Genomic DNA, 22,101 nt, shown 5'->3' on the forward strand with positions numbered 1-22,101 from the left:
TAATCCAGAGAGATTCACATTCTTTGCACGGGCACATTTGATACGGTTTATGCCATCAATTGACCGCAATTTGATATCAAATTGATTCTCTTGCCAGAGCAACTAATTTTATTGAGAAGCTCAAATCATTCAGGCCATAGGATCAAATGATCCCAATCAATTGCCCAGAGAATTAAAAGCAGAATTCTTAAATCAAATGACTCTTTGACCAGTTAAATATGACTTACCCCTGCAAAGCTATGTAAAAGCAAATCTATTCGATAGTCAGCACTCATTATGTTCCTTATGCCGCATCTTTCTGAAAATGCAGTCTTACGGAAGTTCGTCAGTCAGTTATGACTGGTGGGCTGGAAATGCAGGAGTCGCGAAGCGCAGCGGTTCTTTCATTGCAGCCCACGCTGCCCATGCAGGTTTAATCATGTTTTGGGCAGGTGCATTCACCTTGTTTGAGTTGGCCCGTTATGACGGAACACTGCCAATGGGAGAACAAGGGCTGATTTTGATTCCACACCTCGCCGGCCTTGGCTTCGGTGTAGGGGAAAGTGCTGTAATCGTTGACCAACAACCCCTCATCGCGATCGCAGCATTCCATCTGGTTTCATCTGCAGTTCTTGGAGCAGCTGGAATCTGGCATACACTGCGAGCTCCTAAGGACCTTTCAGAGGCTGAAGGCCGCGCCCAAAAGTTTCATTTCGAATGGAGTGATGGCAAAAAGCTTACGTTCATCCTGGGTCATCACCTGATTTTTCTCGGCCTCGGTGTCATTGCCTTCGTTGAATGGGCAAAGCGCCACGGAATTTACGACAGCACTATCGGAGCTGTTCGACAAGTTGAGCCGAATATTGACCTCGGAATGGTGTGGGGTTACCAGGCTAATTTTCTCTCCATCAGTAGTCTTGAAGACGTGATGGGTGGCCACGCTGTTTTGGCCTTCATTCTCACGATTGGTGGTGTTTGGCATATCATCTCCAGTCCTTTCGGACCCTTCAAAAAGGTCTTGATCTACAACGGCGAATCCATCCTGTCTTACTCGCTTGCTGGTGTAGCTCTGATGGGATTTGTGACCGCCATTTGGTGTGCTCAAAACACAACAATTTACCCCGTTGAATTGTATGGCGATCCATTGAAATTGAACTTCGCTTTCTCTCCCTACTTCAGTGACGCAACTGCTCTTGAGGGTGGTGCCCACTCCGCCCGGGCCTGGCTGGCCAATACGCACTTCTACCTCGCATTCTTTTTCCTGCAAGGACATTTTTGGCATGCCTTGCGCGGCATGGGCTTTAACTTCAAGCGCGTTTCTGAGGCGCTTGACAACATGGGAAATTCCAAAGTCAGTGCTTGATTAGGCTGACGTTTTAGATGTCCCCCTCATCTCATTGAGATGAGGGGTTTCTTTATTTGTTTTGCCATTCAGGTGAATATCCACTGCAGCAGCCCCATACAAGAAAGACGGCAAGGAGGCAGACAAAGAAGCCCTGGCAGAGGGCAGCCTCGATTGACCTCGGATCCAATGAAAGGATCCTCGGCTCAGAACACAAATGTCGTCTTGATCAGGCCGCCCAGTTGCTGGAAGGTTGAGCCGTCCGGTGTGAGCTCACCCATGGGTCGCGACAGGTAGAACAGCGCCGGTGTGACGCTGATGTTGTCAGTGACCTGGAACTGGTACCACCACTCCCAGATGAACTGGCCATCAGCAGGGGTGTCGCCACCACGCAGATCCGTCGCAACAAGAGGCTGGCCTACAGACATTCCGGTAATGTTCCCGGCCATCAACACATCGTTCCATTCCAGCCCAGCCCTCCAGGACTGACTGGTGCTCACCTGGCCTTCGCGCTGAGTATCGGATTGATTGATGCCCCAACCGAGCGACAGCGAAGGAAACCAGCCGCTCTCCAATGGCTGCCAGAAACCACCAAGGGCATAGGCGTCGGTCACGCCCCGATCACTTATGCGATCCCTGACGAAGGGCGAGGCATACACGATCAGGTCTTGACCGTTCTGAACCTTGGAATACAGGGCAGCAACACCCCAGTTCTCACCCTCCCAACCCAACTGGAGGGTGCCGGTGCCGCCCGCCTCATCAGTGGCGAAACCACCGGAGCGGGTGTCGCTTAATGCACCATTGGCCGCCACGTAGTTGGCCGACGCGCGGGCTCCGCTTTCCGCTGCCCAGCTGATGCCCACACCCGCACCTTTGTTTTTGTTGTAGGCCCCCGGCGCACCATTCACCGTGAGCACATCGAGAATCGGATCACTGGGATAGAAGCTTGGCCAGATCGCGAGCATGTCTTCCTGGCCAACAATCGGGCCGGCAGTGAATGTGATCTCATCCCCCAACGGGAAGGAATAAAAGAGTTTGTCGATCGCCACCAGATTGGGGCGATCACCCTCCTGAAACGCGGTTTCCAGAGTGGCCAGACCCGACGGCCCTCCACTGCCGAAGACGTTGCCGTCTCCGTCGAAGTTGCCGCCACGCAACACCGTGGTCAATTGATCCTTGCCGGTGAAGGAGGTCTCCAGAGCCAGCTGGAGGTCGTAATTGAATACCGTTCCGCCGAACTCGGAATTGCTGTCCGAACGCAGCCGGGATGCGGACCCTTTGAAGCGGCTGGCTCCGAACACCCAGGAGGCTTGTCCCTTGAGTTTGGTGGTGGTGGCGAACTGGGTGGCTTCCAGTTCGCCCACGCGGGCCTCGAGGCCGTCAACGCGACCCTTGAGGATGGCCAGCTCGGTTTCGAATTCCTTGAGCAGGCGACGCAGCTCGTCGGTCACTTCAGTGATCCGCTCGAGGCAGGCATTCAGCAGGGCAGCCGCTTCATAGCGGGTGATAGCCCGGTTGCGACGGAAGCTGCCGTTGGGGTAGCCGGCGACGCAGCCGTAGGTCTCCACCAGGTTGGCCAGAGCCTGATAGGCCCAGTCGGTGGGGTAAACGTCAGAGAACTGGGTGACGCTGGTGACCTGATCAAGGCTGTTGCCACTGGCAGTAGCCGCGTAATCAGAAACGCCGTTGATATTCAGCTCGGTGGCTTGGGCGGCTGGGCTGTTGACCACAGCTAAAGGGGCGATCAGACCAAGGGCGGCGGGCGCCACCAGCAGTTGCTGGACAAACGTCATGACTGGGAAGAGATAAAAAAACCCCAGAGGTGATCCCTGGGGTTAGAAGCTGTGAAACGGCGTGCTCGTAATCAGTCGATCAGGGCCACCCAGGCAAAGGCCATGCCGATGCCCATCCAGATGCCTGCGCCAAGCCTTTGCCCCTGGGAGCCGAGGCGCTCAACCAGAGACTTGGACCAGTTGCTCACCACAAGCAGCAGCGCGCCTTGGCCAATCAGCAGGCCCAGGAAATAGGTGAACAACGGGGTTGGTTCCGCACCAACGATGGTGCTCCCCAGCAGAAAACCGTGCAGGGCCACCAGCGGCAGCAACCAACGGGTGGAGGCCACGGTGAGAGCCATCAAACCCTCCACCACCAGGCTGAGGGAGACCATGGCCTCCGCCCAGGGAGCAACGGCATCCGGCAGGGGAATGAACTGGGACAGAACACTGCCGCCCAGGCCAGCAGCCAGCAGAGGAATCACCCAGGCGCGGGGACGTTGCAGGCCGATGAAGGCGATGGCCAGCAGAAACAGGAGATGGTCAGGACCCAGCAGCGGGTGACCAACGCCACTGAGCAATCCCTGCAGGGGGGTGAGGACAGCGCTGTCGCCCATGCCAAAGGGATGGTGGGCGAACGCCGGACTGGCCAGGAGAAGAACCGCCAGAAGCGAAGGGCCAGCGATCTGCAGCGGCCTGCGCAGGGCCAGTGGCAAAGAATTCAAAAGTCGATCCTCGTCGGTTTGATCTGGCGGGCGTTCTGACTGACGTGGGCGGAGAGCCGACGTTTCACAGCTGCGGGACAGCGGCAGATTTTCACTGCTCTTTCCCCGTTACCTTCAGCGGCTGTTCCCCGCTGAAACCAGCACCCCACCCTACCGGCGCTTGGCCATCGCGCCTGACCAACAATCATTCGACCTGTGGCGGTGCATCGGCAAGGTCGGTGGTGTGGAAATTCCAGCGATCACCGTCTTCCAGCCAGAGCTCCCAGGCCAGGCGACGGCCGCTCCGTTTCAGTCGCAGCTGGCCGCCAAAGCCCGCCGGAGAGGGCTGATAGAGCTCGGTGATGTCGTCAACAGGGGCTCCATCCCGGCTGAACACCTGCTCCACCTGCTCACCAAGCCGAGCCGTCAGGTCGCTGCGCAGCTCATCAACCGTCACGCCGGCTGGCTCGAGAAATCGAGCACCAGATCGCCGACGTCATCGCGGCTGATCTGGAAGCCGAAGCCATCGACGGTGCCGGTCCACAGGCCTGCATCGAGATCCGCTTCGATCCCCTCCAGCTGCTCCACCTTGTGATCGAAGAGCAGGCCGAAGCAATGGGCGGCGACCTGCGCGGCCTGGGACGCATCCATTTCATCGAGTTCGTGGGCTTCCACCGGACACCCATCGAGCAGTTCAGCATCGATGACGTTGCCGGACCCGACGTCCTCCACAAGAGCTTGCAAACCAGCCAGATCGTTCATTGCCGTCGCCGTTGAAGCAACACACGCAACACCATCATCCCTGGGCCAGAGCGGTGGTGAGGGCCGTGTCCACGCTCAAGGTGCGCGATCCCAGATGCACGGGCTGGGCGATCACTGCCTGGGCCAACTCCAGTTCAAAGGGCACAAAACCGCCCTCCGGCCCCACCATCACCACAGCGGCCCCCGCTGGGGTGTCGCGCAAGGGAAGGGAGGCCCCCATCTGGGCCATCCAGCAGGGCCGTCCGGCACAGAGATTCTTGAGCTGGTCTTCGACAAAGGGTCGAAAGCGCCGGTGCTGATGCACCCGGGGCGCCACCGTGTCGCTGGCGCGCTCCATCCCCGCAAGCAGAGCCTCGTGCACCTTTTCGGGAACGAGCAAAGGCGACTGCCAATAGCTCTTTTCAACCCGAGCGCAGTTGATCAAGTGAAGGTTGGCCACGCCGTACTCGGCCACGGTGCGGAACAAACGGCGCAGCACCTTGGGCCTCGGCAAGGCCAGAACAATGTCGAACCGATGGCGGGGCGGCGGTGGCTGGTTGAGGTCCACCTCCAGCATCACGGCATCTGCATCCAGGGCACAGATGCGGCCCTGGCCCAGATCGCCATTCAGCTCACCAACCCGGATGCTGTCGCCCACTGCAGCCCGTAGCACCGAACGGATGTGATCCGCCCGCCGATCCACAAGACGAACCTTCCGTTCATCCAGCCAATCCGAACGGTTGAGAACAACGATGTTCATGGCTGGATCTCAGGGATCAACAGCACGCCGTCACCAACAGGTCCGTCAGTTCAGCACAACAACTTTCCAGGCCCACAATCCTCAGCAGTGTTCGAACACCCCGGGGATCAACTCCCGCTCGCGGCGCGCCTGAAACTCAGCATCAGCAGCACGCAGCGCCGCAGGATCATCCTGGAACCAGCAGCCATAGAGAAGATTCAGGATCCGATCAACATCGAGATCACGATCAGCCACGTCCTGCCAGAGGCGTTGGCTTAATTCGGCATCAGCCAGCTGAAATTGAGCCTGGGCCAGACGTCGGGCAGCGTCGAAATGGGCCTGTTGCAACTGCCGCGACGGTGAGTCGTACTGAAGCAACCGTCCCTGGATCGTTTGAAGCAAACCCATGCCATCAGCTTTGCTGCATTCAGATTGAATCCGCAAATGCCGATCGACAATGGGTCGTCATGCTGGTTTTCAAACAGCGGCACCAAAGCCGATCAGGAAAGATCGATCAAAGGCTCGGTCAACTCAGGCGATCAACACTGATCAAATCCCAACAGGATCCGGTCCTGCAAGGCAGCGTGATTGAGGCCGGGACGTTGCAATTGCAGGGCCGGAAGAAGATCGAGCACAAGATTGTTGGCCCGGCGGGATTCAACGCAAACGCCAACGCGATCCCCCACGGAACGGGCAAGACGGATCTGATCCATCACCAGCTGCAACTGGAACATCTGCTGGTCGAGGCTTCTGGCATGGGCAGCCCCGTTGAGGCTGCAGCCCAGCAGCACGCTCAACCACCAACCCTGTGAACGCATCGGCATCACACCCCCAGAAGGCATCCCCCTCAACGTCCCATGCCGCCTCCTCCTGGGGTGAGTATGCGAATGGCCTCGCCCGCCTGGAGCTCCAACTGCACGGCACCGGGCAGGGGATGGGCCACCCCCTCCCGATCCAGCCGCAGGTTCTCGCCACAGGCACCACTGGCCCCACCCTTGAGACCGAACGGGGCCACCTGCCGCGAGCCACTGATCAACGACACACTCATCGGCTCGAGGAAACGGATCGTGCGCTCCAAGCCGTCGCCCCCGGGCCAACGGCCTCGGCCGCCACTGCCGGAGCGAACCGCGAAGGATTCCAAGCGCACCGGATAACGGCCCTCGAGCACCTCGGGGTCCGTCAGCCGCGAGTTGGTCATGTGCGACTGCAGGCCCACCGATCCGGCAAAGCCCTCACCAGCGCCGCCACCCCCGGCCACTGTTTCGTAGTACTGGCAGCGGCCATTGCCGAAGCTGACGTTGTTCATCGTTCCCTGGCCGGCCGCCTGGGCGCCGAAAGCCGCAAACAGCAGATTGCAGAGGGCTTGAGACACCTCCACGTTGCCGGCCACCACAGCGGCGGGGGGCCGCGGATTCAACAGACAGCCCTCCGGCACCACCAGATCGAGCGGCGCGAAACAGCCCTCGTTCAAGGGGATGTCGCTGTCGAGGAGACAACGGATCACGTACAGCACAGCCGCCCGCGTCACCGCCAGGGGGGCATTGAAATTGCCCGGCCGTTGCGGCGATGTTCCGCTGAAATCCAAACGCAACCGTTGGCGGTTGGGATCAAGGCACACCTGCACCACCAGGCAGGAACCGTCATCCAGGGCCAGCTGATGCCGGGCGTCCCTCAGGCGCAACAGCAGCCGTTGAACACTGCGGGCTGCGTCCTGCTGCAGCAGGGTCATCTGCCGTTGCACCAGGGTCAGCCCCTCCCGCTCCACGAGGGATTGCAGCGCCACAATCCCCGCCTGATTGGCCGCCACCTGCGCCTGTAGATCGGCCAGCAATTCCGGAGGGTTGCGGGGCGGCGTCGCCATGCCGCCCCACACCGCTTTCAGATCAGCGGCGAGAACCCGGCCCTGGCGCACGAACAGCTGGTTGCGCAGCAGCAGGCCCTCATCGGCAATGGTTCGACTGAAGGACGGCATCGATCCGGGAGCGATGCCACCCACATCGGCGTGATGGCCACGGCTGGCCACAAAGAAGCTGGGCTGATCCCCATCGCAGAACACCGGCGAGATGGCGGTGATGTCGGGCAGGTGGGTGCCGCCGTGGAAAGGATCGTTGCTGAGCAGCGTGTCGCCGGGCTGCAGCGGTTCGACATCACCACTCGCCACCTGGGCCAGCAGGTCGCGCACGCTGTCGCCCATTGATCCGAGGTGCACCGGAATGTGGGGAGCATTGGCCACGAGGGCCCCCGTGGCATCGAACAACGCGCAGGAGAAATCCAGGCGCTCGCGGATGTTCACAGAGCGACTGCTCTGCCGCAGCTGTTCCCCCATCTGTTCAGCGATCGCCATGAAGCGGTGGCGAAACAGTTCCGCCTGCAATGGGTCGTGCGCACTGGCCTGGGCCAGCTCCGGTGATCCCTCTGCAGGATGCGAGCGCTCCAGCAACAGCGTGCCCCCCTTCGCCACCCGGGCCTGCCAGCCCGGCTCCAGCACTGTGCAGCCCGTGGCTTCGGCGATCAGGGCCGGCCCTACAAGCCGCTGATTCAGCCGCAGGGCACTGCGGTTGAGCAACGGCACCTGCGTCCAACCGCTCGACTCCAGGTGCATCGACACCTGCGGCGATGGCTGCACCTCTGGCGTTGGTTCGGCCTTCTCAGCTGTGGCTGTGGCTTTAGCTGCGGTTGTGGCGTCAAACTGTTGGGGTGCTGTGACCTCAACATTGAGCTGTTCGACGATCAGGGCCTGATCGGCATCAATGCAGTAGCCGTAGCGTTGCTGATGGCTCGCCTGGAATGCAGAGATCACGTCATCAACGCCTTGCTCGGCGGACCAGCGGAGCACCAGGGTCTGCTCAGCAGAGGGATAACGCAGGGCGAGGCTGACCCAGACCTCCGGCTCCCCCTCCTCGGCATCAGCGCGATCCCCCTGGCGATGCAAGGTCTCCTGCGCTTCACCCATCAGCCGCTTCACCTGATCCGGCAGGGCCGCCAAGAGTTCAGGCGAGAGGGCAGCGCCGAAATGCATCTGCCGCCGGCAGCGCTGGCGGGCCTGGCCCATGCCAAAAGCAGAGAGAACGCCGGCCATGGAATGCATCAGCACCGTGTTCAGCCCCAGTTCATCCGCCAGGCGACAGGCGTGCTGACCACCAGCCCCTCCGTAGGCCACCAACACCCCGCCGCGAATGTCCTCACCGCGGTGCAGCGACACCCTGCGAATGGCAGCAGCCATGGTTTCCACCGCCAGTTGCAACCCCCCGGATGCCACCCGCTCCGGGGTCTGCCCTAGCGCTGCCGCGAGCTCCGCGAAGCGATGCCGCACCACCTCCACATCCGGTGGCAGATCCCCGGACGGTCCGAACACCGCTGGGAAGCGATCCACCTGCAGACGCCCCAGGAGCAGGTTGGCGTCGGTGATGGTGAGCGGTCCGCCAGCGCGATAACAGGCCGGGCCCGGTTGTGCTCCGGCGGAGCGGGGCCCCACCAGCAGACGCTCCCCCTGGAGCTCCAGCACGGATCCGCCACCGGCCGCCACGGTTTCAATCGGCAGCCGTGGGGCCAGCAACTGCAAACCGGCGATCTCGGTCTGCTCCTTCACTTGCCGCGTGGCCTGCGCATCGGCGCAAGCCACGCAGAACACATCCGTCGACGTGCCCCCCATGTCGAAGCCGAGCACCGGCACCCCGTCAAAGCCGGCCATCCGCGCCGCGGCGATCGCCCCAACCATCCCCGCCGCCGGCCCCGAAAGGATGGTGTCTTTGGCCTGCAGCCTGTCTGGAGCCTGCAACGCTCCACTGGAGGTCATCACCCGCAGGGGCGTGGCGGCACCCAACGCCCCTTGCACCTGTTGCAGGTAGCCATCCAGCACCGGATGCACGGCCCCCTCCACCAAGGCCGTCTGCCCCCGCGGCACCAGGCGGGGCATCACACTCACCTGGTGGGAGCAGACCACGGTGCGAAAACCCACCTCCTGCAGCAATGCAGCACAGCGCTGCTCATGGGCTGGGTTGCGCTGGGCATGCAACAACGCCACCACGACGACGTCCAGGCCGGAACGGCGCAGCTCCTCGAGACGCCGCCGCAGTGGTTGATCCAGCACCAGGGGCTCCACCTCCTCACCCCGGGCATCGAGCCGACCGGTCAGCTCCAGCACCGTTTGCGCCAGGAAGGGACGCTGGGGCTGCTCAAGCGCGAACAGATCGTCGCGATGTTGATCGCCGATCCACAGCTGATCCCTCAGCCCGGCGTTGGTGAGCAACAACAAAGGAGCGCCAGCCCCCTCCAGCAGCGCATTGGTGGCCACGGTGGTGCCGAGGCGCACGTCGTCGACTTCCGCCAACTCCACGGGTGGAGAAGCCGACGCCAACATCGCTTCCATGGCCGTCACCGCAGGGTCTCCAGCACCGGCCTGCTCCGAGAGCACCTTGCGCACGTGCAGCTGGCCTTCTGGATCGCGACCGATCAGATCGGTGAAGGTGCCACCGCGATCAATCCAGAAGCACCACCCCATCTCAGGCCCTGGCCAACGTCGTCCCAGCCTGCCGCGCAGGCCGATCAACAAACCATGTCAACGCCCCCCGATGGGCGAGCTGAACTGAGAACGTTGAGAAGCAACTGCCGCCCAAACGCTTGGACAAGCTCGCCACGGCCTGGGCGATCTTTCAGGGGTTACTGCTGGAAGCCGTTCCGTTTCTGCTGCTCGGCGTTGCCATCGCAGGACTGGCCCGATGGGCCGTGCCACCGGGTGCCTGGATCGAGCGGCTCCCCAAGAACCCAGTGCTGGCACCGATCATCGGGGCCCTGATGGGTTTTGCACTTCCGGCCTGCGAATGCGGCAACGTCCCCGTCGCTCGCCGTCTGCTGGCCAGCGGGGCACCGATGGGCACGGCCTTCGGCTTTCTGTTTGCAGCTCCGGTGCTGAATCCCATCGTGCTGGCCAGCACCTGGGCCGCGTTTCCCGATCAGCCCTGGCTGCTGGTGGCCCGGCCATTGGGGGCCTTTCTGCTGTCGATCCTGCTGAGTTTGTTGCTGGTGCAACTGCCCGAGACGCAGCTCCTGGCCACTGCGCTGCTGGAGGAACGCCGTATGAGCCAGCCCCTAAGCAACCTGGGGCTGCTGCAGCGCAGCAGTGGTGTGATCGGCGGATCACCCAGCCCCCCCCGATCCATGAACGGCAGGCGCCTCAAGGCCTGGCAGGTGCTGGACCAGAGCTGCCGCGAATTTCTCGATCTGCTGGCTCTGCTGGTGCTGGGGTGCGTGATTGCGGCCCTGGTGCAGACCTGGCTGCCGCGCAGTTGGCTGTTGGCCGTGGGGGGCGCGCCGACGGCATCAATCCTGGCCTTGATGCTGCTGGCGGTGGTGGTGTCGGTCTGCTCCAGCGTGGATGCCTTTCTTGCCCTGGGGTTTGCCGCTCAGATCACCCCCGGAGCCCTGCTGGCCTTCCTCTTGCTGGGGCCCGTTGTGGACCTCAAACTCGCGGGCCTGTTCACCGTGCTGATGCGGCCAAGGGCAATCCTGATCACGGCGATCGGTGCCAGTCTTGGCGTGCTGCTGATCGGTCAGTGGATCAACCTGTGGCTGCTGTGAGGGGCCGGTTGTGCTGAAGCGCGGAACGCTGCTGCTGCTCTGGGGCCTGACGCTGTTGTGGAGCTTCCACAGCGGACGCCTCGATCTGCTGCTTCGCGGGGTCTTCCATGGCCTGGTGGGAGTCACCGGCCTGGTCTTGCTAATGCTGGGCGTGGCCCTTCTGCTGAAAAAAGAGAAGCAAAACGAACGCTGGCGCTGGCCCTGGCTGCTCAGTGGCGTGATGGCTGCGCTGGTGCTGGTCCTTCCGCCGAGCCCCTCCTTCAGCGATCTGGCCAGCAACCGCCCCCAGGGCCTGCCCGATCCACCGGAGTTGGCTTTTGTTCTGCCCCCCGAACAACGCAGCCTCACGGAATGGGTGCGCTTGCTGCGCAGCCAGCCCGATCCCGACCTTGTGGCCGGCAATCCTGTGCGCATCAGCGGTTTTGTCTGGAGGCAACGCCAGGGTCCACCGCTAATCGCCCGGCTCACGGTGCGCTGTTGCCTGGCCGATGCCACACCCGCTGGCCTGGCCGTGGAGTGGCCGGAGTCGTTCACCCCCCAAACCAACCAGTGGTTGGCCATCGAGGGAACGATGAGCGTGCAGACGCGGAAGGAACGGCGCATCCCCGTTGTGATTCCCCAAAACATCACGCCGATTGCCAGGCCCGAGCGGCCCCTGGAACCATGACGCGGCGGCCCTGGCTGCTGATGCTGATGGCCTGCGCCGCTGTTCTGGCGCAGCAACAGCTGCTATTGCGACAGCCTCCGCGGCTGCTGCGCCTGGTGCCCCAGCAGGTGCAAAGCGGCAGCGCGGCCCTGGATCTGCAGTTCAGTCGCCCAATGGATGTGCCGAGGGTCAACGAGGCCACCCGAATCACTCCAGCCGTGCCCCATCAGTGGCTGGGGGAGACGACAGCACTGCGGATGGTGATCGATGCGGATGTCGTGCTCATGGCTCCGCTCGAGCTATCGATCGCAGGGAAGGACCAGCACGGGCTGCAGCTGGGGCAAAAGCAATGGTGGTGGGACTCAAGACCCTGGCTGATCGCAACACGGCCTGTGCCGGGGGGTGAGCAGGTTCAACTGCAGACACGATCGGGAGCATGGATGCCGATCAGTCGGATCTGGCCCGCCATCCCGAGCGTCGTCCCCCTCGGAAATGGCCGGGGTATTGCCCTGGTGGGACGCGATCAGAACGGCACCGAACAGGTGTGGTGGGACCAACTGACACCCCGCAGCACCGCCAACCGCCGGGCGGCCTTGGGGCCACCAACGCTGAGCCGCACGGAACCACTGTTGAAAGGGGAGGTGCTCTTCGCCCATCTCAGCAGCAATCTCAATGGTGATCTGCTGGTGCAGAGCGGTGGGTTCCAGCCGGGCAGCGACCAGGCCCTGTTGTTGCAGGCCAATGGCAAACGCAAGGCTCTGGCACTGAAACCCTCCGGGCCGATGCAGTTGCTTCCGGCGGGAGGGGGCGTGGTGATGCCCACCAGCAACGGCCTCAGCCTCCGGCCCCTGCAAGCAACCGAGCAAAAGTCGCAGATGCTGCCGGGGAGCAGGGAACTGGGGGCCTTCTGCGGTGCCTCAGGACGGGCCGTCCTCATCCGGCACTGGCCGGATTACAGGCGTTCAATCGAGCTGGTGGTTCCCGGGCAAGCGCCGAAGCAACTGCACCTTGGTGATCAGGCGGTTCTGGGGGTGGCCTGCGACAACCGCGGCAAACGGATCTGGGCGGTGCTGGGACGCTGGGAGCAGCAACGGGGCAATCACGAACTGGTGCTGATCAGCGACGCGGGGGAGGTCACACAACGCAGGGCCTTGGAGCCGTGGACGCTCAAGGCGGGCAGCCCCATCCAGTGGAACCCAGTGACGAATCAATTGCTGATGACACTGACGCGAGCGAAGCAAACCCATGCCCGTGCCGGACTGATCGATGGCGACAGCTTGAAGCTCATCAAGGTGATCAACACACCCATCAGCGAAGCACAGTGGCTCAATGCAGGATGAACAACAGTTTCAACCTCTTCAAAAAATTAACAACAAAAAGCCTCGCCAATAAATTGGCGAGGCATAACTCAATAGCTTTGAATTACAGCTTGTATGTAATACCGGTTCCAACATGATGTTGATAACCGCGACCCCAACCCTCAGCCTTGTCCCAAGAATAAACTACTTTCCAATGTGCAAAAAATTCAACTTCATCACTGACTGGTCGAGAGATCATTATCTCGCCCGCGAAGTCAGTACGGGAATCAAGATCGCTGGCATAGCTTCCAGGGGTGTAGTAACGAGGACCAGCTTCGACCTGGAAAGATGTCTCTCCATAATTAAAACCAACTCCGAGGCGAGGATCAGTGTAATTTCCAATGAAAACTCCATCCACACCCCAACCTTGGCGGTGATCAACTGATACGTATGCGCCATCGATAAGATCAGAAACAGAATCTCCCAGACCGAAGTCGACGTCACCATCACCAAAAGCGTATTTGACCTTTGCACCCAACTCATTCTTAATACCCTTAGACTCAAATTTTTCCCACTCATTCTCATCAGCATGGAATTCGAGTTCGTCACTTGTGACTAAATATGGGTTCCAATAAGCCTGTATGTTAAGTCTATCTGAGTGCTTGTAATTAGCCTCCAAATAAGCCTTGAAATCAACTCTTGAGCGAGTTGGATGAGCTTCATGCTCATGCTCTTCCTCACTATGATCTTCTACGTGGATTTCACCGTAGAAGTGCTCTGCTCCGCCTCTAACCAAAGCAGGTCCAACAAAAGCACTTAGAGAAAACTGCTTATTATCACCAAGACCCCAAGCAAATTCGCCACCAATCAAAAAATCAGCTGCATAGTGCTTTTCCGGGATTTCAAGATTGTCATCAAATCCAGCATGACCTTCAACAGTAAGAAGTGGCGTGAAATCAAACTCACCAGCTTCCAATTCAGAGCCACCACCATGTGAACCATGCGCATGAACTGGAGCCATGGAAGCGAAAGGGCTCAAAATTAGAGCCAGGAAAAGGAGATGAGAACGGATCATGGAAGAGAAATAGTGGAAGTAAAAGTTGAATTAGAGCTTGGTCAACGAATAGATGACCATTCAGCATTCAATTCTTTGGCACCTGAGATATCGCAGGAACCACCTTGACCATTCACGATCGTACAGACGTTGAGAGTCGCCGTCGAAACAGCATTAAGACCTTCAGCGATTCCTTCTCCGTATAGCGGAGTTTTCGCAATGGGCAACCCAGTGCTCTTGCTTATGCGTTTTAGAGTTTTACTCGGGAATGCAGCGGGAGAAAAAATAGTTTGCGCACCAGAAGTTTTCACCTCCTCAGTAATTTTTTTCAGACTGGAGGGCCGCAAGACTCCACCGGTGGTGTGGCTGTCCAACATCGCAAACTCAACAAGTCCGAAGCGATCAGCGAGATGGCTATATGTCTTGTGATCGGTGACCATGACCCGCTGCGCCGAGGGCAAAGAACTGAACTGCTTGGCTTCCCAGCTCTGAAGTACCTGGAAGACACCCACAGCCCGAGCCGTTCGTTGCTGCAAGGCCGCACGATCACTGGCAGTCAGAAGAGGTGCCAGAGAACGGGATATGACCCGCACCATCGCAGCGGAATTGGCCGGATCGTGCCAGACGTGGGGGTCGCTACCGCCATAGGACGGCAAGGCGACTTCACCGACCGCCACCACCGTTCCCGGTGACTTGAGCTTTTTGGCGGAAGGGGTCAGCCCAAAACCAATATGGAAAATGAGATCGCTCTTGGCGATTACTGCACGATCACTGGGCTTTAAGCGATAGGAATGGGGATCACCACCAGGGGGGATCAGGCACGTCACCGAGGCTGCAGCGGCAGCCAGTGTCTTGGTGAGATCGCACAGCGTGCCGTCGACGGCCACCAGCACAGGTTGAGCCGCACTGGCCGGAACAACACCAGCGCCAAGGGCCAGAGCAACACAAACCCCTGCCGAATGAGCCAAGGGAAGACGCATGGACGACAATATGAGAATGATTATCATTTTGGTGATCGCATGATCCTTTGCCAACATTGGGTGTGCAAAACGACAAGAGGCCCACTTCAGGCCACCAAGGGGCTGATGAACGATTCTTTGTCTGTGCTGAGCACAACCGAACTGAGCTTCAGCTACGGGAGTCGTAAGACCGTCGACCGCGTCAACTTGCAACTCCGGGCTGGAACGCTAACTGCACTCGTTGGCCCCAATGGAGCCGGCAAGTCAACGCTGTTGCACCTGCTGGAGGGGCGACTGAAACCCAGCCAGGGAACGGTCAACTCCACTAAACCAATTGGCCTGATGCCCCAGCGGGCCGCCATTGACTGGTCGTTTCCGATCACCGCCCGCGACATGGTTCAGCTGGGGGAGCCCAAAAAGGACAAAGCCACAGCAGTGAACCACTGCGAACAGCTGCTGGAGCGGGTCGGCATGGGAGCCATGGGATCACGACGCCTCAACCAGCTCTCTGGCGGCCAGCAACAACGCGTCCTGCTGGCCAGAGCATTGATGCAGCAGACCGAGATCCTGCTTCTGGACGAACCCTGCAGCGCTATTGATCCACCAACGCGCGAGCACCTGATCAAGGTAATGAGAGACCAAGCAGAAGCAGGGCAAACGCTGCTGGTCAGCAGCCACGACTGGGGCAGCGCCCTCGACAGCTACGACCAGGTGGTCGTGATGGACGGCCAGATCCTGGCCAACGGATCACCCGACACGGTTCGAGAAAAACTCAGCGACCTGACTTGCATGATGGGGAGCCACTGCTGTGGTTGAAACCGATATCTGGTGGCTTCTGCCACTGACGATCTCGCTGTTGATCGGAGCCATCTGTCCAGCAACTGGAGCGTTGCTGATCACCCAACGCCGGGTGCTTTTGGCCAACCTGATGGCCCATTCCGTTCTGCCTGGCTTGGTGGTCGCCCTGGCCATCGGGATCGACCCAAGCATCGGGGGCCTGATCAGTGGATTGCTAGGGGCCCTGGTAGCTGAACGCCTGAACCGGCGCTTCAAAGGCAGAGAAGAAGGCGCCATGAACACCGTGCTGGCCGGCTTCACGGCTCTTGGAGTTCTGTTGGTTCCCCTGCTGGACGCTCGGGTGGACCTGGAAACGATTCTGTTCGGCGACCTGCTTGCCGCCAACACAACAGATCTGCTGCGAACAGCTTTTGCAGCCGGAGCTCTATTGGCCCTGTTGATTTGGGGCTACCGCGACCTGGTTTTCGTTGGCATCGACCCCGAGGGAGCAGCAATCGCCAAACGACCGGTGCTCTTGATTCGGCTGATCTGCAGCCTGATCACCGCCCTGGTGGTGATCAGCGCCATTACTGCCGTGGGGGTGATTCTGGTGATTGGCCTGCTGTGCGCTCCAGTGCTGATGCACGTGGAGCGCAGCCGAAGCCTGAAGGAACTCATGCTGCGCAGCGCGAGCACGGGGCTGCTTCTATGTGGTGGCGGAATGATGCTGGCGATTGCTGTTGACCTGCCACCGGGCCCACTGATCGGAACACTGTGCTTGGCACTTCTATTCACCTACAGGGTCAACACTGCAGAGCAACAGTGACAAGAGAAGCCTTCTTTATGGCTTTTGATTCAGGAACATCCGATCAAGGCGGCGCCGCATTCTCCGCATCAATATGCGTTCCTGCTCCAGGCGGAAGGTGCGCCGAAAGGCCAGGAATAACACAGTCAGCGTTGAGGCCATCCCCACGCTGAACAGGGCGATCAAGCTTGCATCGCTCATGGCTCCATCCAACCCGCTAATGCACAACGGCGAACCAACCACCAGCCAGGGCTGCAATCAAGCCACAGGCGAGGGCTTGAAGCACAAATTGGCCTGAATCTTTCCTCTCCCAACGATCAATGGCCTTCGATGCCGTCACAAACGGTTCTTTATTCCTGATCAACTTGTCGATGTACCGCTCGATGAATTGATCATCGAGTTCAAGCCGCCGCAGCTTGGAACGAATCTGGTTGAGCTCAAACTGATTCATGGCTCAAAACCCCTCACTTTCCTGCCTATTCATCATTGAAGGGCTATTCCTCAAAACCTCATATTGAATGATCCAGGATTTTAGCGAGACCGTTATCTCAATGTGACCCTTCAAGAGAAGAAAGCCAAATGCGTCTGTCTGAATTAATCCTAAGCCGTTCAATGAACAGCACGTTGAACAAAACATCTAAAAGCCTTTTACACGTCTTCGCCCCTTCGGTTGCATCACCTCAATTGTTGTTGGCCGTGTCTTGCTGGAATACCAAATGCGTTGCGCTTCGTCGTAGCTCTCGACATCCTTGAACGACCCATCACACAACCAGACGCGGTAGTGGTGACGGTCATAGGGGTCGGAACTGGTTTCGGTGAACTGTTTCATGCAACTCAATAACGATCGTGTCGAGCTTGGTCTGCTGGTCAATCAGATCCAAGCCTGGTGAATGCTGTGCGGCGAGGATCTCGATACCGCTCCGCCACATGCTTGCCCCATAAGCCTTCCCAGTAGAAGAAGATCACGCCATGACCACGTTGCCGGGCCAGGCGGACTTTTTGTTCCAGAACGGCCATCGAGGTGGTGCGTTTGCCGAATCCCGCCAACACGCCAATCTGCGAAGGGATGCCCCAGCTGCGCACTTTGCGCAGCGCCGGCTGATCCAGGTCTTTGGCGAATCCTCGAACCGAATAGGCATAGTTCTGAACCACCAACTCTTCAATCAGTCCGCCCAAAGCCCAGAGCTCCCAGTCCTGCAACCAGAGGTTGTAGGCCGAACGGAAGGGACCTGGAGACAGGCTGATTCGGGTGGAAAGGCGCTCCTGCTTGAGACGTTGCCGCAACTCACGCAAGAGAGAGGTGAGTTGATTGCGCCGCCATTTCATCCACTGCCGATTGCTGTGATCCCGAGGAGGGACCAGTCCCGTCTCCTGCCGGTATAACCCCACGGTGGTGCGGTCATAACCGAACTGAACCGGCCAGGCGAAGTGGTCGTCCAGTTGCAGGCCATCCATCGGACAGCGCTTCAGGGTTTCCACCACCAAACCGATGAAACGGGCACGAACCTCCGGATGGGCAGGATTGAGCCAAGCCATCCGATGGTTGCCATGCATCGCCATCCAACGCTGGCCATTGGCTTTGGCCAACACCCAGCTGGGGTTGTTGCGCACAACGGATGAATCGGCCGGCTCCATCAAGCCGTACTCAAACCAGGGCATCACCTTGATGCCACGGCGCCGACCTTCCGCCGCCAGGGTGCAGATGGGATCAAGACCGACCCCAGCCTTCTGCAACGGCAGCTCCACTGGAGCGAAGCGGCTGCGATGAAACGTGGTGCCACGGCTCCAGACGTTCGGCACCACGCGATTAAAGCCCGCATCCTGCAGCTGTTGCATCGCAGCGCTGATGCGCTTCCGGTCGTAATAGAGCTGGCTGGGGCTGTTGGTCAGCCATACCCCCATCGTGCTGCGGTTGCGGAGCAACCGGTCAAACCGGGATTCGGCCATCAGAGGTGCAGGAAGCCCCGCCATCAGGCTGGCCAGAGCAACACCAAACAGAGGCTTCCACCGCTGAGCCAACGCCGTTGAAGCACCGGGCCTCAAGGATGGCGCGGATCAACCGTGATCAAGCCGAACCAAGCCCGCTCATTCAACAGTCCATGGGCCCGCGGCCAACGGTCAGCGGAACATCGAGCTCACAGAGCTCTCTTCATGGATGCGCCAGATCGCTTCCCCAAGCATGTTGGCCACGGAGAGCACCTTCAGCTGAGGGAAGACCCGGTCCTGCGGGATCGGGATGCTGTTGGTCACCACCACCTGCTCAAACAGGCCCTCAACGGACAGGCGTTCGCTGGCGGGGGGAGAGAAGACGGCGTGGGTGGCGCAGGCCAGCACCCGCTTGGCTCCTTGCTCCCGCAGCAAGCGTGCACCGGCGCAGATCGTGCCGCCGGTGTCGATCATGTCGTCGATCAGAATCGCTGTCCGCCCCGCCACATCACCAATCACCGTGAGGCTTTCGGCCATGTTGTGGCCGGTGCGGCGCTTGTCGATGATCGCCAGCGGGGCATCGTTCATCTGCTTGGCGAAGGCCCGGGCCCGCGCCACGCCCCCAACGTCAGGAGACACCACCACCACATCTCCCAGATCCTGGGTGGAGAGGTAGTCCACCAGCACGGGAGAGCCGTAGATGTGATCGCATGGGATATCGAAATAGCCCTGAATCTGGGCGGAGTGCAGGTCCATTGCCAGCACGCGGTCCACGCCCGACGTCACCAGCAGGTTGGCCGTGAGCTTGGCGGTAATTGATTCACGACCAGCGGTCTTGCGGTCGGCTCGGGCGTAGCCGTAGTAAGGCACCACCGCAGTGATCTGCCGTGCGGAGGCCCGTCTGCAGGCATCCACCATGATCAGCAGCTCCATCAGGTGATCGTTCACCGGTGCGCAGGTGGGCTGGATCAGGAACACGTCGCAGCCACGGATCGACTCCTGGATCTGCACGTACAGCTCACCGTCGGCAAAACGCTTGCAGACACGGGGACCATCAGGCACCCCGAGATAGGCGGAAATCTCCTTGGCCAGAGCAGAGTTCGAGGTGCCGCTGAACAGGCGCAGACGACGACTGTCCGGGGTCATCTGCTCCTGTTCGGAACGGGCTGCTGTCAGGAAACTTGTCACGGCGCCCGCGGAACGAATTCTGCTGTAATCCGATGGTAGAGGTGAGCAGTGCCCCCATGTCCACAGGTTTCCCACTGTTGGTGGGTGCGGGCCCCCTGCCTGAACTCAAAATGCGTCAGGCCTGCGAAGCCCTGGCACGAGCGTGCCGATGCCCTCTCACCACGGTGGCCAGTGGTGCATCACCGGCTGAGGTTCTGCAGACCAACCCGGCGGCAACAGGGCTGGTGCGACTCAGCGGCGACGCAGCCCGGCCGACCCCGCAGGGTGATGCCAGCTGGCTGCAGGCCCTGGCCGACTGGCGTCAGCCGGTGCTGCTGCTTACCACTGCTGAACAGGACGGTTCAATCTCTGGCGCAGCCGCGGCCTACGCCGCCCTCTGCCGGGAACTGCAGGTGCCGCTGCTCGGCCTGGTGCAGCTCCAGGGCCCCTGGAATGGCCCAGCGCGACGCCGGGATGGCCTCAGCTGGCTGGGCTGGATTCCCGATGAACAGCATCCGGAACAGAGCGAATGCGTCGACGCCCTTGCCCGGAGGCTGCAACTCCGCAGCCCCGCTTAACGCTGGGGCCAGAGGGGAAGGCTGGCGCCGGCGTCGATCTGGCGCAAGGTCTGCTCACCGGCTCGCTCGGCAAGGGGCAGCCGGCTGATCCGTGCGGGTTCAGGGCTGGCGATGATCGCCGCGGCCAGGCTCAGCTGCTCCGAACGACTGAGGTTGGTCTCCACCTCAGTGTTCAGTTGGCTCACCAAACCAGGGATCACTTCGATTCCGCTGGGAGCCTTGACCTGTTCGATCAGACCCTCAACAAGGATGTTTTGGCGCTGGCGACGCTGGGAGACAGCCTTGGAATCGGGCAGATGGCGCACCAGCTGTTCCGCCTGAGCACCGTTGAGACGCTGTCGTCCGGCCTTGAGCATGACGGTGTAGTCCTGCGTCTTGTCCTGGCGTTTATAGGAGTCGCTCAACACCACCTCCACCTCGCCCAGACCATCCACCATGCGGCGTAGGGCCGCACGGGGCATCACCACATAGCGCTTGGGATCACCCTGCTGAAGACCAACAATGTCGCGGATTGCATCGCCGAGAAGACTGACGCCACCCAGTCGCCACAACTGAGCCAAGGGGCCCGGATTCTCTGCGCCAGGGAGCTGAACTCCGAGCTCCGTGGGGATCTGGAGCACCTGAAGCGGCTCCTGGGCGGCAATGCGAAGCAACAGCAGTGCATCGGCATTGGGGGCCCCCTTGGGCGCGGCCTGATTGGAGGCGGCACCCAGCCGATCCGCATCAACACCGATCACCAACACCGTCACCGGGACCTCCGGAAAGGGGGCCAGAGTTTCAGGTTGATCCGCACTCAGCGGGGCGCCCGCGGCAACGCGATCGGGTTTTGGCCAGAGGGTCGCCATCAACCCCCCGGTCACACCAATCCCCAGCACGGCAGCACCGACACACAGCGCACCGCGAACTCGGGATGGCGACAACCAGTTCATTTCGCTGGACGAACCGCAATGGCGCTTAGTTTCGCCCAGATCTCCAGTTCCTAGCCTGGGCCCCGTGAAGCCGTCATCGATGTCCCTCCGCAACGACTACCGCAGCCGACCACCCGAACAGGTGCGCGTGGTGGTGTTCGGAGCCACGGGCTACATCGGCCGCTTTGTGGTGAAGGAACTGGTGGACCGGGGCTACCAGGTGATCGCCTTCGCCCGCGAGCGCAGCGGCATCGGTGGTCGTCAGAGCAGGGACGAGGTGATCGCCGATTTCCCGGGAGCTGAGGTGCGCTTCGGGGATGTCACCGATCCAGCCTCAATCGCCGCCGAGGCCTTCGATCAACCCACGGATGTGGTGGTGAGTTGCCTGGCGTCCCGCACCGGCGGCCGCAAGGATTCCTGGGCGATTGACCACGCAGCCACCCTCAACACCTACGAGCAGGGACGGGCGGCCGGGGTGGCCCACTACGTTCTGCTCTCGGCCATCTGCGTGCAGAAGCCACTGCTGGAATTTCAGAAGGCGAAGCTGGCCTTCGAAGCCGTGTTGCAGGCGGATGAGGAGATGAGCCACTCCATCGTTCGCCCCACCGCCTTTTTCAAAAGCCTGGGCGGACAGGTGGAAAGCTGCCGCAAGGGCGGCCCCTACGTGATGTTCGGAGGCGGAACCCTGGCCAGCTGCAAGCCGATCAGCGAAGCCGACCTGGCCCGGTTCATGGCGGACTGCATCCATGACGAGTCCAAACGCAACCAGGTGCTGCCGATTGGGGGGCCGGGTCCGGCGCTGAGCGCCCGGGAGCAGGGAGAGATGCTCTTCCGCGCTCTGAACAAACCCGAACGGATGCTGTCGGTGCCGATTGCCCTGATGGATGCACCGATCGCCGTGCTGGACGCCCTGGCTCGCGTGTTCCCAGGCATCAACGACACGGCGGAATTTGGTCGGATCGGCCGCTACTACGCCAGCGAATCCATGCTCGTCTGGGATGAGCAGAAGCAGTGCTACGACGCGGATGCCACGCCGTCCTATGGAACCGACACGCTGGAGCAGTTCTTTGAGCGCGTGGCCCGGGAGGGCATGGCCGGGCAGGACCTGGGGGATGCGGCGCTGTTCTGA

General features: G+C 60.6%; 24 protein-coding genes and 1 riboswitch. Of the genes, 8 read left to right on the forward strand and 16 right to left on the reverse strand.

Annotation, left to right across the window (positions count from 1 at the left end):
* Window positions 1-304 precede the first annotated feature (304 nt).
* Entirely contained in the window at window positions 305-1,342 is a 1,038-nt protein-coding gene (locus DXY02_RS01985; RefSeq protein ID WP_114987783.1) for a chlorophyll a/b binding light-harvesting protein, read from the forward strand.
* Between the two features lie 185 nt (window positions 1,343-1,527).
* On the opposite strand, the gene DXY02_RS01990 is transcribed toward DXY02_RS01985, so the two are convergent.
* The 8 genes from DXY02_RS01990 to DXY02_RS02025 all read right to left on the reverse strand — a co-directional run bounded on the left by DXY02_RS01990 (window position 1,528) and on the right by DXY02_RS02025 (window position 9,778).
* On the reverse strand, window positions 1,528-3,114 hold the full coding sequence (locus DXY02_RS01990; RefSeq protein WP_114987784.1) for an iron uptake porin: 1,587 nt from the start codon (window positions 3,112-3,114) through the stop codon (window positions 1,528-1,530).
* 71 nt (window positions 3,115-3,185) lie between these two features.
* Complete coding sequence (locus DXY02_RS01995) at window positions 3,186-3,818, reverse strand: HupE/UreJ family protein (protein ID WP_114987785.1); 633 nt, start codon at window positions 3,816-3,818, stop codon at window positions 3,186-3,188.
* A gap of 7 nt (window positions 3,819-3,825) precedes the next feature.
* Window positions 3,826-3,975, reverse strand: a riboswitch (cobalamin riboswitch).
* A gap of 27 nt (window positions 3,976-4,002) precedes the next feature.
* Window positions 4,003-4,254, reverse strand: coding sequence for a hypothetical protein (locus DXY02_RS02000; protein WP_114987786.1), 252 nt, complete (start codon window positions 4,252-4,254; stop codon window positions 4,003-4,005).
* Window positions 4,251-4,559 carry a hypothetical protein gene (locus tag DXY02_RS02005; protein WP_114987787.1) on the reverse strand — a complete coding sequence of 103 codons (309 nt, stop codon included), beginning with the start codon at window positions 4,557-4,559 and terminating at the stop codon, window positions 4,251-4,253. The genes DXY02_RS02000 and DXY02_RS02005 overlap by 4 nt, the downstream gene beginning before the upstream one ends.
* A gap of 34 nt (window positions 4,560-4,593) precedes the next feature.
* Entirely contained in the window at window positions 4,594-5,298 is a 705-nt protein-coding gene (locus DXY02_RS02010; protein WP_114987788.1) for a 16S rRNA (uracil(1498)-N(3))-methyltransferase, read from the reverse strand.
* A gap of 81 nt (window positions 5,299-5,379) precedes the next feature.
* On the reverse strand, window positions 5,380-5,685 hold the full coding sequence (locus tag DXY02_RS02015; protein WP_114987989.1) for a hypothetical protein: 306 nt from the start codon (window positions 5,683-5,685) through the stop codon (window positions 5,380-5,382).
* 131 nt (window positions 5,686-5,816) lie between these two features.
* A complete protein-coding gene (locus DXY02_RS02020) occupies window positions 5,817-6,101 on the reverse strand; it encodes a hypothetical protein (protein ID WP_244276109.1) in 285 nt (94 codons plus the stop codon).
* Window positions 6,102-6,124: 23 nt separating this feature from the next.
* Window positions 6,125-9,778: a hydantoinase B/oxoprolinase family protein gene (locus DXY02_RS02025; protein ID WP_114987990.1), complete on the reverse strand. Its 3,654-nt coding sequence runs from the start codon at window positions 9,776-9,778 to the stop codon at window positions 6,125-6,127.
* Window positions 9,779-9,897: 119 nt separating this feature from the next.
* Here DXY02_RS02025 and DXY02_RS02030 point away from each other — a divergent pair, with 119 nt between their 5' ends.
* From DXY02_RS02030 to DXY02_RS02040, 3 genes are read left to right on the forward strand one after another with little or no spacing between them, the layout of a single operon-like run.
* Window positions 9,898-10,854, forward strand: coding sequence for a permease (locus DXY02_RS02030; protein WP_114987790.1), 957 nt, complete (start codon window positions 9,898-9,900; stop codon window positions 10,852-10,854).
* Window positions 10,855-10,867: 13 nt separating this feature from the next.
* Window positions 10,868-11,521, forward strand: a complete 654-nt coding sequence (locus DXY02_RS02035) for a TIGR03943 family protein (RefSeq protein WP_114987991.1) — start codon at window positions 10,868-10,870, stop codon at window positions 11,519-11,521.
* Window positions 11,518-12,840, forward strand: a complete 1,323-nt coding sequence (locus DXY02_RS02040; RefSeq protein ID WP_114987791.1) for a hypothetical protein — start codon at window positions 11,518-11,520, stop codon at window positions 12,838-12,840. The genes DXY02_RS02035 and DXY02_RS02040 overlap by 4 nt, the downstream gene beginning before the upstream one ends.
* 82 nt (window positions 12,841-12,922) lie before the next feature.
* Here the strand turns inward: DXY02_RS02040 and DXY02_RS02045 are convergent, their stop codons facing one another.
* Together DXY02_RS02045 and DXY02_RS02050 are read right to left on the reverse strand one after the other, a co-directional pair.
* Window positions 12,923-13,873, reverse strand: coding sequence for a hypothetical protein (locus DXY02_RS02045; protein WP_114987792.1), 951 nt, complete (start codon window positions 13,871-13,873; stop codon window positions 12,923-12,925).
* Window positions 13,874-13,914: 41 nt separating this feature from the next.
* Entirely contained in the window at window positions 13,915-14,886 is a 972-nt protein-coding gene (locus DXY02_RS02050; RefSeq protein ID WP_244276110.1) for a metal ABC transporter substrate-binding protein, read from the reverse strand.
* 51 nt (window positions 14,887-14,937) lie between these two features.
* On the opposite strand from DXY02_RS02050, the gene DXY02_RS02055 reads away from it, so the two are divergent.
* Both DXY02_RS02055 and DXY02_RS02060 read left to right on the forward strand, forming a co-directional pair.
* Window positions 14,938-15,627 (forward strand): metal ABC transporter ATP-binding protein, encoded by a 690-nt coding sequence (locus DXY02_RS02055; protein ID WP_114987793.1) that lies wholly within the window; start codon window positions 14,938-14,940, stop codon window positions 15,625-15,627.
* Window positions 15,620-16,414, forward strand: a complete 795-nt coding sequence (locus DXY02_RS02060) for a metal ABC transporter permease (protein ID WP_114987794.1) — start codon at window positions 15,620-15,622, stop codon at window positions 16,412-16,414. Before DXY02_RS02055 ends, DXY02_RS02060 begins: the two co-directional genes overlap by 8 nt.
* 15 nt (window positions 16,415-16,429) lie before the next feature.
* On the opposite strand, the gene DXY02_RS12345 is transcribed toward DXY02_RS02060, so the two are convergent.
* The 5 genes from DXY02_RS12345 to DXY02_RS02080 form a co-directional block, all read right to left on the reverse strand.
* Window positions 16,430-16,594, reverse strand: a complete 165-nt coding sequence (locus DXY02_RS12345; protein WP_170951443.1) for a hypothetical protein — start codon at window positions 16,592-16,594, stop codon at window positions 16,430-16,432.
* Between the two features lie 16 nt (window positions 16,595-16,610).
* Window positions 16,611-16,844, reverse strand: a complete 234-nt coding sequence (locus DXY02_RS02065; RefSeq protein WP_114987795.1) for a hypothetical protein — start codon at window positions 16,842-16,844, stop codon at window positions 16,611-16,613.
* A gap of 186 nt (window positions 16,845-17,030) precedes the next feature.
* Window positions 17,031-17,222 (reverse strand): hypothetical protein, encoded by a 192-nt coding sequence (locus DXY02_RS02070; RefSeq protein WP_114987796.1) that lies wholly within the window; start codon window positions 17,220-17,222, stop codon window positions 17,031-17,033.
* Window positions 17,223-17,260: 38 nt separating this feature from the next.
* Window positions 17,261-18,364 carry a glycoside hydrolase family 10 protein gene (locus DXY02_RS02075; protein ID WP_371639896.1) on the reverse strand — a complete coding sequence of 368 codons (1,104 nt, stop codon included), beginning with the start codon at window positions 18,362-18,364 and terminating at the stop codon, window positions 17,261-17,263.
* A gap of 147 nt (window positions 18,365-18,511) precedes the next feature.
* Window positions 18,512-19,507 carry a ribose-phosphate pyrophosphokinase gene (locus tag DXY02_RS02080; protein WP_114987798.1) on the reverse strand — a complete coding sequence of 332 codons (996 nt, stop codon included), beginning with the start codon at window positions 19,505-19,507 and terminating at the stop codon, window positions 18,512-18,514.
* Between the two features lie 56 nt (window positions 19,508-19,563).
* On the opposite strand from DXY02_RS02080, the gene DXY02_RS02085 reads away from it, so the two are divergent.
* The gene (locus DXY02_RS02085) at window positions 19,564-20,064 is read left to right on the forward strand and encodes a hypothetical protein (RefSeq protein WP_114987799.1); all 501 of its coding nucleotides are present in this window, start codon (window positions 19,564-19,566) and stop codon (window positions 20,062-20,064) included.
* Here DXY02_RS02085 and DXY02_RS02090 read toward each other — a convergent pair.
* Window positions 20,061-20,993, reverse strand: coding sequence for an LCP family protein (locus tag DXY02_RS02090; RefSeq protein WP_114987800.1), 933 nt, complete (start codon window positions 20,991-20,993; stop codon window positions 20,061-20,063). The genes DXY02_RS02085 and DXY02_RS02090 overlap by 4 nt on opposite strands.
* A 79-nt stretch (window positions 20,994-21,072) precedes the next feature.
* Between DXY02_RS02090 and DXY02_RS02095 the strand changes: the two genes are divergently transcribed.
* Window positions 21,073-22,101, forward strand: coding sequence for an NAD(P)-dependent oxidoreductase (locus DXY02_RS02095; protein WP_114987801.1), 1,029 nt, complete (start codon window positions 21,073-21,075; stop codon window positions 22,099-22,101).

The sequence above is a fragment of the Synechococcus sp. N19 genome, from assembly GCF_900474045.1.
Lineage (GTDB): Bacteria > Cyanobacteriota > Cyanobacteriia > PCC-6307 > Cyanobiaceae > Parasynechococcus.